The 12,817-nt window shown below is 72.6% G+C and carries 9 protein-coding genes; 7 read left to right on the top strand and 2 right to left on the bottom strand.

The features are described 5' to 3' along the window. Position 1: 1 nt before the first annotated feature. Together mmsA and chvE are read right to left on the bottom strand one after the other, a co-directional pair. Positions 2-1,549 (bottom strand): multiple monosaccharide ABC transporter ATP-binding protein, encoded by a 1,548-nt coding sequence (mmsA, locus tag J2S46_RS08055; protein WP_191292034.1) that lies wholly within the window; start codon positions 1,547-1,549, stop codon positions 2-4. Between the two features lie 107 nt (positions 1,550-1,656). Next, on the bottom strand, positions 1,657-2,769 hold the full coding sequence (chvE, locus tag J2S46_RS08050) for a multiple monosaccharide ABC transporter substrate-binding protein (protein WP_229913023.1): 1,113 nt from the start codon (positions 2,767-2,769) through the stop codon (positions 1,657-1,659). A 426-nt stretch (positions 2,770-3,195) separates the two neighbouring features. Between chvE and J2S46_RS08045 the strand changes: the two genes are divergently transcribed. The 7 genes from J2S46_RS08045 to J2S46_RS08015 all read left to right on the top strand — a co-directional run bounded on the left by J2S46_RS08045 (position 3,196) and on the right by J2S46_RS08015 (position 12,764). Continuing rightward, entirely contained in the window at positions 3,196-4,179 is a 984-nt protein-coding gene (locus J2S46_RS08045; RefSeq protein WP_191292033.1) for an aldo/keto reductase, read from the top strand. A 193-nt stretch (positions 4,180-4,372) separates the two neighbouring features. After that, positions 4,373-4,945 carry a GNAT family N-acetyltransferase gene (locus J2S46_RS08040; RefSeq protein WP_191292032.1) on the top strand — a complete coding sequence of 191 codons (573 nt, stop codon included), beginning with the start codon at positions 4,373-4,375 and terminating at the stop codon, positions 4,943-4,945. Positions 4,946-5,163: 218 nt separating this feature from the next. Next, positions 5,164-6,399 carry a cytochrome P450, cyclodipeptide synthase-associated gene (locus J2S46_RS08035; RefSeq protein ID WP_191292031.1) on the top strand — a complete coding sequence of 412 codons (1,236 nt, stop codon included), beginning with the start codon at positions 5,164-5,166 and terminating at the stop codon, positions 6,397-6,399. A gap of 123 nt (positions 6,400-6,522) precedes the next feature. Next, positions 6,523-6,918 carry a nuclear transport factor 2 family protein gene (locus J2S46_RS08030; protein ID WP_191292030.1) on the top strand — a complete coding sequence of 132 codons (396 nt, stop codon included), beginning with the start codon at positions 6,523-6,525 and terminating at the stop codon, positions 6,916-6,918. Between the two features lie 376 nt (positions 6,919-7,294). Continuing rightward, positions 7,295-9,298, top strand: a complete 2,004-nt coding sequence (locus tag J2S46_RS08025) for an ATP-binding protein (RefSeq protein WP_191292029.1) — start codon at positions 7,295-7,297, stop codon at positions 9,296-9,298. A gap of 355 nt (positions 9,299-9,653) precedes the next feature. Continuing rightward, entirely contained in the window at positions 9,654-11,540 is a 1,887-nt protein-coding gene (locus J2S46_RS08020; protein ID WP_191292103.1) for an FAD/NAD(P)-binding protein, read from the top strand. A 51-nt stretch (positions 11,541-11,591) separates the two neighbouring features. Then, positions 11,592-12,764, top strand: coding sequence for a putative PEP-binding protein (locus J2S46_RS08015; protein WP_370882304.1), 1,173 nt, complete (start codon positions 11,592-11,594; stop codon positions 12,762-12,764). Positions 12,765-12,817: the final 53 nt, after the last annotated feature.

The following is a 12,817-nucleotide window of genomic DNA, read 5'->3' as shown; positions in this document are numbered from 1 at the left end:
CTTACACCTGCTCGTTCTCGGTCGCCGCGCTCACGGTCATGAGGCGCATGAGGGATTCCTGGGTCGCGTCCGCGCGGTCCAGCTCACCGGTGAGCCGGCCCTCGGCCATCGTGTAGATGCGGTCGCACATGCCGAGCAGCTCGGGCAGTTCGGAGGAGATGACCAGCACCGCCTTGCCCTGCGCGGCCAGCCCGGCGATCACCGTGTAGATCTCGGCCTTGGCGCCGACGTCGATGCCGCGGGTGGGTTCGTCGAGGATCAGCACCTCGGGCCCTGAGAAGATCCACTTGCTGAGGACGACCTTCTGCTGGTTGCCGCCGCTGAGCTTGCCGGTCTGCGCGAACACCGAGGGGGTCTTGATGTTCATGCTCCGCCGGAAGCCCTCGGCGATCCGGGTCTCCTCGTGCTCGTCGATCCAGCCGCGCCGCGCGACCTTGCCGAGCGCCCCGAGCGAGATGTTGCGACTGACGCTGTCCGCGAGGTTCAGGCCGAGCTGCTTGCGGTCCTCGGTGACGTACGCGAGGCCGTGGCCGATCGCCTCCGGGACGCTGCGGGTGCGGATCTCCCGGCCGTCCAGCAGCACCCGGCCGCCGGCCCACCGGCCGTACGAGCGGCCGAAGACGCTCATCGCCAGTTCGGTGCGGCCGGCGCCCATCAGGCCGGCGATGCCGACGATCTCGCCGTGCCGGACGTGCAGCGAGACCCCGTCCACGACCTTGCGCTGGTGGTCGATCGGGTGGTGGACGGTCCAGTCCTCGACGGCCAGCGCGACCTCGCCGATCTCCGGGGTGCGCTCGGGGTAGCGGTGTTCCAGGTCGCGGCCGACCATGCCGCGGATGATCCGGTCCTCGGAGATCCCCGCCGCCTTCACGTCGACGGTCTCGATGGTCCGGCCGTCGCGCAGGATGGTGACGGAGTCGGCGACCCGGGCGATCTCGTTGAGCTTGTGCGAGATGATGATGCAGGAGATGCCCTGGGCCTTCAGCTCCAGGATCAGGTCGAGCAGCTTGCGGCTGTCCTCGTCGTTCAGCGCGGCGGTCGGCTCGTCCAGGATCAGCAGCTTGACCTCCTTGGCCAGCGCCTTGGCGATCTCGACCAGTTGCTGCTTGCCCACGCCGATGTCGGCGACCCGGGTGTGCGGGTTCTCGTGCAGGCCCACCCGCTTGAGCAGCGCGGTGGCATGGGTGACGGTCCGGTGCCAGCTGATGATGCCCCGGCGGGCGTGCTCGTTGCCGAGGAAGATGTTCTCGGCGATCGACAGGTAGGGCACCAGGGCGAGTTCCTGATGGATGATCACGATGCCGCGCCGTTCGCTGGCCCGGATGTCCCGGAACTCGCAGGGCTCGCCCTCGAAGCGGATCTCGCCCTCGTAGGAGCCGTGCGGGTGGACCCCGCTGAGCACCTTCATCAGGGTGGACTTGCCGGCGCCGTTCTCGCCGCAGATCGCGTGGACCTCGCCGGGGGCGACGCTCAGGTTGACGTCGGAGAGGGCCTTGACCCCGGGGAAGGACTTGCTGATCGAACGCATCTCAAGGACGGGTCCGGCCATGGTGGTGCATCCGTTCGACGGGGGCGGTACGGGCCGGCGGCTCGGGTGAGCGGCCGCCGGCCCGTGAGCGCCCGGCTCGGCGCGGCCCGGGGGCCCGGGCCGCGGGACTACTTGAGCTGGTCGGCGGTGTACTGCCCGCCGTCCACCAGCACCTGCCGGTAGTTGTCCTTGTCGACACTGACCGGCTGGAGCAGGTAGGCGGGGACGACCTTGACGCCGTTGTCGTACTGCTTCTCGTCGTTCACCTCGGGCTTGCCGCCGGTGAGTACCGCGTCGCCCATCTGCACGGCGACCTTGGCGAGTTCGCGGGTGTCCTTGTAGACGGTCTGGGTCTGCTCACCCGCGATGATCGACTTCACCGAGGCCAGCTCGCCGTCCTGGCCGGTCACCACCGGCATCGCCTTTCCGGCGCCCCCGTAGCCGACGCCCTTGAGGGAGGAGAGGATGCCGATCGAGATGCCGTCGTAGGGGGAGAGCACGGCGTCGACGCCGGCCGAGGTGTACGACTTGCTCAGCAGGTTGTCCATCCGGGACTGCGCGAGGCCGCCGTCCCAGCGCAGGGTGGCGACCTGGTTGAAGTCGCTCTGCCCGCTCTGCACGACCAGCTTCTTGCTGTCGAGGTAGGGCTTGAGGACGCTCATCGCGCCGTTGAAGAAGAACTGCGCGTTGTTGTCGTCCGGCGAGCCGGCGAACAGCTCGACGTTGAACGGGCCCTTCCCGTCCTTGAGCCCGAGCTTGTCGGCGATGTAGGTGCCCTGCAGGACGCCGACCTTGTAGTTGTCGAAGGTCGCGTAGTAGTCGACGTTCTTGGTGCCGCGGATCAGGCGGTCGTAGGAGATCACCGGGATGTGCGCGTCGGCGGCCTTCTGCAGCACGTCGGTGAGGGAGGAGCCGTCGATCGCGGCGACCACCAGGAGCTTGGCCCCCTTGGTGATCATGTTCTCGATCTGCGAGACCTGGTTCTCCACCACGTTGTCGCCGTACTGCAGGTCGGTCTTGTAGCCCTTGGCCTGGAACTGCTTGACCATGTTGCTGCCGTCGTTGATCCAGCGCTCCGAGGACTTCGTCGGCATCGCTATGCCGACCAGGCCGCCCTTGGCGTCGCCGCCGCCGGCTCCGCTCGCGCCGTCGCCGTCGCCGACGCCGTTGGCGCTCTGGCCGCAGGCTGCCAGCGAGAGCGCGAGGCCGGCCCCGGCGAGGCCCGTCAGTACTTTCCGCACAATTCCTCCAGTGGTCTGCCATGTCGGCGCGGCCTCGGTGTGGGCCGGGGCGGGTGGAGCGGGGGCGGGCGGGCCCCGGGCCGGCGGGTTGGGGGTGCCGGCCGGGAGGGGAGCTCCCGGGGCCGTCCGGTGGTGGCCGGACGGGCCGGCGGGAGCCCGCCGTGGGTGTCGCCGCCATGCCGCTCCGGCCTGGCGTTACATGAGTGTTAACGCTCACAGAAACCTCGTCAAGTGGCCCGAGATCACCGTTGGGTCTCGCGGAGGAGAGGATTCGGAGGATGTCGCGCAGGGGCTTGACGGGCTGATTGTTAACGTTAACAATCGGGCGGGCACGGGTCGTGGCCGCCGTCCGCGCCCCGCCGGGTGCCACGGACACGCGGACCCCCGGAGACCGTCGCCGGCGGTCCGAAGTGAGAGGCTCTGGGCATGGAACAGCGCGTACTCGGCAGGACGGGCCGCAAGGCCTCCGTCGTCGGCCTCGGCACCTGGCAGCTCGGCGCGGACTGGGGTGACGTCCGTGAGGAGGACGCCCTCGCCGTCCTCGACGCGGCCGTGGAGTCCGGAGTCACCTTCTTCGACACCGCGGACGTGTACGGCGACGGCCGCAGCGAGCAGCTGATCGGCCGCTACCTGCGCGAACGCCCGGACGCGGGCGTGCTCGTCGCCACCAAGGCGGGCCGCCGCCTGGAACAGCGCCCCGAGCACTACACCCTGGACAACCTGCGGGCCTGGACCGACCGCTCCCGCGCCAACCTCGGTGTCGAGCGGCTCGACCTGGTCCAGCTGCACTGCCCGCCCACCGCCGTCTACTCCCGCGACCAGGTCTTCGACGCGCTCGACACCCTGGTGGCCGAGCAGCGCGTGGCCGCCTACGGCGTCAGCGTCGAGACCTGCGCGGAGGCGCTCACCGCGATCGCCCGCCCGGGCGTGGCCAGCGTCCAGATCATCCTCAACCCGTTCCGGCTGAAGCCGCTGGACGAAGTCCTGCCGGCCGCCGCGGCCGCCGGCGTCGGCATCATCGCCCGCGTCCCGCTCGCCTCCGGCCTGCTCTCCGGCCGCTACACCCGCGACACCGTCTTCCCGAAGGACGACCACCGCACCTACAACCGGGACGGCTCCGCCTTCGACCAGGGCGAGACCTTCTCCGGCGTCGACTTCGCCACCGGCGTCGAGGCGGCCGTCGAATTCGCGGCGCTGGCCCCCGAGGGCGCCACCCCGGCCCAGACCGCCCTGCGCTGGATCGTCCAGCAGCCGGGCGTCAGCACCGTCATCCCCGGTGCCCGCAACCCGGAGCAGGCGCGGGCCAACGCGGCCGCCGCGGCCCTGCCGCCGCTCCCCGGGGCGACCCTGGCCGCGGTCACCGAGCTGTACGACCGGCGGATCCGCGCGACGGTCCACGACCGCTGGTGACCACGGCGGACCAGGGCCGCCGCCGACCGCGGGGCCGGGCGGGCGGGCCGGACGGGCCTGACCGCCCGGCCCGCCCGGCGGTTCCGGCTGTGCCCCGGCCCCCTGGCAGTGCGCGGCCAAAAATCCCGACGGTGCCCGCAGGCCCGTGAGAGGATCCCCGGGCAGTGTGCACCGGGCCGACCGTGGAGAGACCATGTACTCGATATCCCTGGGGGACGACGGCGCCGAGCTGTCCCCGCTCGAACCGTGGCAGGCCGAGGAGTTCCTGGCCCACATCGACCGGGGGCGGGAGTTCATCGGGCAGCACAACGGGCTCCCCGACCTCGTCACCGACCTGGCGTCCAGCCGGGCATTCCTCCAGGCCTACGCGGACAGGACGGCGGCCGACGCCGGGCGGATCCACGGCATCCGGACCGGCGGCACGCTGGTCGGCGCCGTCATCTTCCGCCGGTGGGAGATCGAGCAGGGCACCGCCGAGGCCGGCTGCTGGCTGGAGCCGGCGGCCGTCGGCAAGGGGCTGGTGACCCGGGCCGTGCGGACCATCATCGACTGGGCCGTCGAGGAGCGGGGCATCCACCGGGTGGAGTGGTGGGTGTCCGCCGAGAACGAGCCCAGCATCGCCGTCGCCCGCCGGCTCGGGATGACCAGGGAGGGTGTGCTGCGCGAGAGTTACCTCTACCGGGGCAAGCGGCACGACCAGGAGATCTGGTCGCTGCTCGCACCCGACTGGCGGGCCGGGCGGCAGGCGGCCGCGGCCGGCCGCTGATCCCGCCGCCCGCGGCGGGCGGGGCACGGCACCGGGGCGGCGGGGCCGGCCGCGCCCCGGTCGCCGGTCGCCGGTCGCCGGGCATGCGCGAGCTCAGGAAGCCTTCCTCCGGGCCGAGTTGCCGGGCGGCGTCGGCGACCGGCCATAATGGATCATGCGGCGGGCGGGGCCGAGCGAGTTGTCCCGCCGTGCCCGCCCCCCGAGAGGTCTCCGCCCCCATGGCCGATCCCCGCTTCAGCGTCCTGTCCGCGGACTTCGCCGTCGACCCCTACCGGTACTTCGCTGGGCTGAGAGAGCGGTCGCGGGTGCACCACGAACCCGCGATCGACAGCTACTTCCTCTCCCGGCACCAGGACGTGAAGCGGGTGCTGACCGACCATGAGGGCTTCACCACCCGGCCGTTGCAGGTGCGTGCCGAGCCGGTGATGCGCGGGCCGGTCCTCGCCCGGATGACCGGGGCCGAGCACACCGCCAAGCGAGGGATCGTCGTCCGCGGGTTCACCGGGTCGGCCCTGGAGGGCCAGGTACGCGCCGTCCGCGCCAACGCCGCCGAGCTGGTCGCGCCCTTCCTGCCCCGGGGGCGGCTGGACCTCGTCAACGACTTCGGCAAGCCCTTCGCGGTCCGGGTGACGCTCGACGTGCTCGGCCTGGACAAGCGGGATCACCGGCAGGTGCGCGCCTGGCTCGGCGGCGTCGGCGAGTTCGTCACCAGCCTGGACCTCACACCCGAACGCCGCCGCCACTGCCTGGACTGCGCCGAGCAGTTGGAGGCCTACCTCGTCCCCGTCATCGAGCGGCGGCGCCGCCGGCCCGGCGCCGACCTGATATCGAAGCTGTGCACGGCGGAGTTCGACGGCATCGCCATGAGCGACCGCGAAGTCACCGCGCTGATCATCAACGTGCTGCTCGCGGCCGTCGAGCCCGCCGACAAGACCCTCGCCCTCCTCTTCAAGCACCTGATCGACCACCCCGGACAGCTGGCGCAGGTCCGCGAGGACCCGACCCTGCTGCCCGCCGCGATCGCCGAGACCCTGCGTTTCACGCCGCCCGTCCAGCTGATCCCCCGCCAGGTCGAGCAGGACGCCGAATTCGGGGGCGCGGTCGTCCCGGCCGGTGCCACCGTCTTCTGCATGATCGGCGCGGCGAACCGCGACCCCGAGGCGTTCACCGCCCCGGACGCCTTCGACATCCACAGGCCGGACCTCGGCACCGCCCGCTCCTTCACCGCCGCCGCTCAGCACCTGGCGTTCGGCGCCGGTCTGCACCAGTGCGTCGGCGCGGCCTTCGCCCGCGCCGAGACCGAGACCGTGGCCGCGTTGCTGCTCCCCCTGCTCGACCAGGTCCGCCACGTCCCGGGCGCCCGCTACCGGGAGGCCGGTCTCTACACCCGGGGCCCCGTCGCCCTGCCGCTCGACTTCACCCCCGTCCGGGCGGGCGCCGCCGGCCTCGGCTGAAGCCGGGCCCGGCCCTCCATCCGCAGGGCCGGCGTCCCGCCCGCCCTGCTCCAGGAGCCCGGGTCCGCGCCGCGCCCTCACCACCACCGCGTCCCTCACCACCACACCCTCAGGGAGAAGACCGTGACGACCCCGACCGACATCACCCGGGCCATCAACGACCTGCTGTTCACCCCGGAACTCGACCTCACCGAAGCCCTGGACCGGCACTTCGCCCCCGACTACCGCCAGCGCACCGACGGCGTGTGGAGCGATCGGGACTCCTTCGCGCAGCACATGACCCGGCTCCGCTCGCTGGTCCGCGGCGGGCACATCCAGGTCCACGACGAGCTCCGGGACGGTTCGCGCTACGCGGACCGTCACACCGTCACCGTCGAGCAGCACAACGGCCGCACCTCCCGCACCGAGGTGTACCTCTTCGCCGAACTCGCCCCGGACGGGCGCTTCCTGCGGGTCGAGGAGACCACCCTGCTGGTGGCAGGCCACGCCGACGACCGGGACCTGGCACACATCAGGTGACCGGGACGGGCCATCGGTCGACGCCGCCGCGCGCGGGCTCCCCCGGACCCGCGGGAGCCCGCCGGACCTCGTCCGGTCCGTCCGAATTCCGGAGCCCTGCGAACCGCCCCCCGGTACGGCCGTGCGACGTCCACGAACATCCCCGGCGGTGGTGCCACCGGCGCAGGCGCCCGGCGCCCTGGTTAGGATCGCTACCGCAAAGCCGGACAGGGACCCACCGCGGCGTATGCCCGACGCGGCTCCGGCCGGCCGGAGCAGGCGGCTCGGGGCGGCCGGGCCACCACGGGCCCGCAGTACCGGCGCCGTTCGCCGCCGGGCCCGGCCGGCCGGGCGGTGGGCACCGGTCGTAGCCGGGACATGGGGGAGGGGAACTGCTGTGGCGTCCGTGGGAGAGCGGCTGAGCACCGCGCGCGTCCAGGCCTTCATCGGCCGGGACGCCGAACTCGGGCGCTTCGCCCAGGCGTTGGCGGACGATCCGCAGGCGCCTTTCGCGTTCTACGTGTTCGGGCCGGGCGGGATCGGGAAGTCGACCCTGCTCCGGCGGCTGGCCGACCAGACCCGGGCGGCCGGGCGGCCGCTGCTCGAACTCGACGGCCGCTTCGTCAGCCGCGACCCGGCCGACTTCGAGCGAGCGGCCAGGCCCTTCCTGGACGTCCCCGGCACGGTCCTGTTCGTGGACTCGTTCGAACACTGCCAGTGGCTGGAGAGCTGGCTGTGGCAGCGCTTCCTGCCCCGGGCCGCGGAAGGCGCGCTGATCGTCCTGGGCGGCCGGCTCGCGCCGCAGCCGCAGTGGACCGCCGACCCGGCGTGGGCCGGCCTCCTGCACGTGACCGAACTGGAGCAGTTCTCCGAGGAGCAGGCCCGGAGCCTGCTCGCCGCGGCGCAGATCCGGCCCGAGATGCGGGACCTGGTGCTCCGCTTCGCCGGCGGCAACCCGCTGGCGCTGTCGCTCGCCGCCGCCGCCGGATCGAGCGACTGGAGCGGGACGGAGAGCTGGGCACCCTCGGCCGACGTGCTGCGGACCCTGCTGGCCGGGTTGATCGGGGAGGTGCCGTCACCGGCCCACCGCCGGGCCCTGGAGGTGGCCTCCCAGGCCTCTTCGACCTCGGAGGAACTGCTGGCCGCGGTGCTGCCCGAGGAGGACGCCCACCAGCTCTTCGACTGGCTGCGGGACCTGCCCTTCATGGAGTCCACCCACCGGGGGCTCCACCCGCACGACGCCGCCCGCGAGACGCTCGCCGCCGACCTGCGCTGGCGCGCCCCCAACATCTTCGTGACGATCCGCCGGCGGCTGGCGGAGGAGTACCTGCGGCTGCTGCGGGAGGCACCCGAGGAGCAGGTCTGGACGGTCACCGACGAACTCTTCTACCTGTTCCGGGAGGGCGAGATCGTCGCGCGGCTGCGCACCTGGTCCCGGGAGGACGAGGTGCACGACCGGCCGCTGCAGCCGGACGACCTCGACGTCGTGCTGCGGATGGCCGAGGAGACGGAGGGCCCGGCCTCCGCCGCCCTCGTCCGGTACTGGGTGGAGCGCCAGCCCCGGGCCTTCAGCGTCTACCGGCTGGTGAGCACGGGCCGGATCGTGGCGTTCACGGCCCGGCTCGCCCTGTCGGCCCCGCCCGACGCGGAGGACCTGGCCACCGACCCCGTGGTGGCCGCCGCCTGGGAGTACGCCGCGGCCACCGCGCCGGTCGGCCCCGGCGAGCACATCGGCATCAGCCGCTTCTCGGTCTACCCCGAGCGCTACCAAGTCCCCTCGCGGGTCATCGACCTGAGCAGCTCCCGGGCGCAGGCCGAGTCCGCCCGGGCCCGCGGCCGCGCCTACGGCTTCGCCGTCTGGCGGGACGCCGAGACCTGGGCGGCGCGGGTCAAGGGCAGTCTGGCCGACACCGGCGCGCGGCCCCGGGTCGGCGAGCACACCTACGGGCTGTTCGGCGTCGACTGGCGCAGGGTGCCCGTCGAGACCTGGCTGCGCCACTTCATAGCGGCCACCGAGGTCCCCACCTCCTCCTGCGGGCCGTCGGGCTTCTCCCGCACCGCCTTCGACCAGGCCGTGCGGGAGGCCCTGCCGCACTGGCGGGACCTGGAGGCCTTCGCCGTCTGCGCCCTGACCCGGGCGCGCCTGGTCGCCGACTCCGACCACCCCGCCGAGGATCTGCGGGCCCTGCTGCGCGAGGCCGTCGACGACCTCGCCCGGGACCCGCGGGGCGTCCGGGCCCGTGAGGCCCTGACGGCGAGCTACTTCTCCGGCGCGCCCACCCAGGAGGCCGCCGCCCGGCGTCTGGGCCTTCCGTACGGCACCTACCGGCGGCACCTGCGCCAGGGCCTGGACCTGCTCTGCGAGGCGCTCTGGCAGCGGGAGCTGTACGGGGCCCGGTAGCGGAGCGACCGTCCGGACCGCGGCAGGGGAGGGTGCCGCCGCGGGGCCGGTGCCCGGGATGCCGGCCGCTCGGGGCGCCGGCCGGCCGCGGAATGCGCCCCGGCCATGGTCATCCTGCCCAACCGGCCCTGATTCCGGCGGCATTGCCCCTAGCCTTGGGCACGGATGTTCCGTGTCCGTAGCGCCGATGACCAGTCCCCGGGGAGGACGGATCGCCTCAGTCCGGACGGCACGTCCGCAGGGGGTAGCACCTTGACGGCGCGCCGACCCCCGGGGTGGGGCGGAGCGGATCCGGTCCCCTTCGCCCGAACGGAGAGGCTTCACCATGAGTCGAACAGCCATGAGTCGAACAGGCATCAGTCGGACGGGCGCGAGCCCACGGGTGATCGTGGTGGGGGCGGGCCTGGCCGGCACCGCCACCGCGATCCGGCTGCTCCGCTTCGCGCGCGGCCCGCTGGAGGTCGTCCTGCTGGAGCGGCGCTCCGACTACCGGTCCGCCGGCGTCGCCTACCACCGGGACGGCAACCCCTGGGACCACGTCTTCAACATCCAGGCGGGCCGGATGTCGGCGTTCCGCGAGGACGTGCACGACTTCGTCCGCTGGGCCAACCGCGAGGCCGACCGGCGGGACTGGCCGGCGCCCTGGGCCGGGTTCGAGTTCGTCGAGCAGGGTCCGGCGCCCCGGCGGATCTTCCAGGACTACCTGGTCGACCGGCTGGCGGAGGCTCGGCGGGAGGCCTGTCCGGGCGTCGTCCTGGTCGAGGCGGACGGCGAGGCCGTCGACCTGGAAGTACGTTCCACCGGCGTCGATGTGACGATCCATCGGTTATTCGCCGAGGCCACCGACGAAGACCGGCGGGGCCCGGGGCCGACCGTGCTCTTCGCCGACCACGTGGTGCTCGCGACCGGCCTGGAACTGCGCGATCCGCCCTTCGCCGCCGAGGTGGCCGGGCACGAATCCTTCGTGCGGAACCCGTACTCCGCGGCCGGCGTCGGCAAGTTGGAGGGCCTGCCGCCCGAGGCGACCGTGGCGATCGTCGGGTCCGTGCTCAGCGCCTACGACTCGGCGGGCCTGCTGCTGCGCCGGGGGCACACCGGGCGGATCAGCCTGATCTCCAGGACCGGGACGATCTTCCGGACGTACCCCGGCGGTCACGAGCACGGGGTGGTGCGCCTGCCCTGCCCGGTGTCGCTGCTGGAGCCGTACCGCGGGCGCGAGGAGTTCCTGGCCCGGGTCCGGGGAGAGTGGGAGGCCGCCTGCGAAGTGGTTGTCCGGGACCACCCGGGGATCGATCCGGGGGTGGTTCCCGAGCGGGTGGCCAAGGCCTGGGAGCCTCATCTCCCCAAGGCCCTGGAGCAGATCCCCTCCCCGGACCTGCGGCGCCTGCTGGACGAGTTCGGCACCGCGATCGCCGCGCTGCGGGTCGGCGCGGTGGAGTACACGATGGCGGTCATCGAGCGCGCGCTGCAGTCGGCGGACGGGTCGGTGGAGGTGGTCGTCGGCACCGTGGAGCGGATCACGCCGACGGAGTCGGGGCGCCTCGTCGTCGAGGTCGCGGCCCCGGACGAGAAGCACGCCGTCGAGGCGGACCTGGTGGTGTCCAACTTCGGCCGGGAGTCGGACTACAGCAGGGTCGGCCGGCAGCTCTGGCAGAACCTCCTCCGGCGGGGGATCGCGGTGCCCCACGCCCGGACGGGGCGCGGTCTGGAGGTCGACGAGCGAGGCGTCCTGCTGGGGCACGACGGGCAGCGGGCCGGCGCGATCTCGGCGCTCGGCGTGCTGCGCGAGGGTGACGAGATCGTGCGCAACGGCCGGACCGGCGCATTCACCTTCAATCTCGCCGCCATCAAGAACCAGTCGATCGCCGTCGCCGCGAGTGCGATCGAGCAACTTGAACTGCGGGAGGACGCTTCCGACCGCACTCTGGCCCAATTCCGTGGGCATGTCAGCAATATGGAGGAAGCGGCCCGGGGCGGATTCGAGGAGGCTGTAGGCCTGGAGGTGAGAAGGTTGGCCGCACGTAATCGCAGCGAACGAGAACTGTTCGATTCCCGTTTGGACGAGCGCATCCGGTTCGTCGGCGAACTTGCCTCATTGTCAATGGATGCTCCCCTGCGTGACCGCCTGCTGAGGGTCCTGGTCAACCGGGCCGCCGTCGAACGGCTCACCGACGTCTCGGTGACCCCGCGGCAGTTGCGCCGACAGCTGGGGATAGCGAACGCCGAGGACCTGGAGGATTAGTTGAACGGGCGACGAGTTCAGGGATTCCTGCTGACCGGTGGTACGGAGAGTGTGTTGCGAGGTACTTGTAACCGCACGAGAAGTCCACTGGAGGGGTCCATCCTCGTCGCCCCTTCGCTGGAGGCGGGATTGTACGAAGCGATCGTGGCGGCGCGGGCCGTCGTCTGCGGTGCGGGCGGACTGACCGGCCACATGCAGTCCATCTGCCGGGGCAGGGGGATACCCGTGCTCCGCGTCGACCAGGCCGATCTCGACGACCTGGTCGGCGAGGTGACGCTGTACCTGGAGAGCCAGTCGATCGTGATCGGGGCCGAAAGCGCTGCCGGAGCCCCCGACCCGGGCGCCGGGAGCACGCTGCTGGACAAGCTCGGCGCGGCCTGCGCGGTCATCGCGGACCTCCAGGACATCGAGACCATCAACGCCTGCGGGCCCAACGCGCAGCAGGTCGACACCTTCTTCATCCGGGAGGAGTTCCTCTGCCTCGCCGCGGGCCTGCGTCCGCTCGACTCGCTGGACGGCGGCCACGCCGCCATCGAGCTCTACGGCCGGGCCGTCGCCGGGCGGCTGTGCACCTTCGTGGAAGCGCTGCTGCCCGGCCAGCGGCTGGTCCTCAGGCTGCTCGACCTCCGCTCCGACCACGCCGCCGGCGTCACCGAACTGGCCGCGGTCGCGGTCGAACCGAACCCCGAACTGGGCCTGCACGGCGCGCGCTGGCTGCTCGGGTCGGCCGCCTACCGGGAGGCGCTGCACGCCGTGCTGCGGTCCCTGCGGGAGCGGCTCGGCGAGGAGGCCGACCGGGTGCACCTCTCCGTCCCGTTCGTCAACGACGCGGAGGAGTTCGCCCAGCTCCGGGAACACCTGCGGCTGCCGCCCGAGGTGCCGCTGTCCGCGTTCGTCGAGACGCCCGCGGCCGTGCACGCCACCGCCGCGATCTGCGCCGCCGGAGCCAGTGAGCTGTTCGTCGGCACCAAGGACCTGGTGCAGTTCTACCTGGCCGCGGACCGGAGCAACCACCTGGTGGCCGAGTCCTACCAGACCCGGCACCCGGCCGTGATGGACGGGCTGCGCAGGGTGGTGGAGTCCGCGCAGGTCTCGGGCACCCCGGTGCGGGTGTTCTCGCTGGGGTCGGACCTCGACCACTACCTGGAGCGGCTGCCGACCCCGAACGGCTACATGATGTGCACCGCCGAACTCCAGCAGGTGCTCCTCCAGCCGCAGTTCTGACCCGTCCGGTCGGCGGAGGACCGCCGGCCGGAGTGGGGGCCGGTACGGCAACG

The sequence above is a fragment of the Kitasatospora herbaricolor genome (assembly GCF_030813695.1).
Taxonomy (GTDB): domain Bacteria; phylum Actinomycetota; class Actinomycetes; order Streptomycetales; family Streptomycetaceae; genus Kitasatospora; species Kitasatospora herbaricolor.
This window is presented reverse-complemented; position numbering and strand designations above follow the sequence as displayed.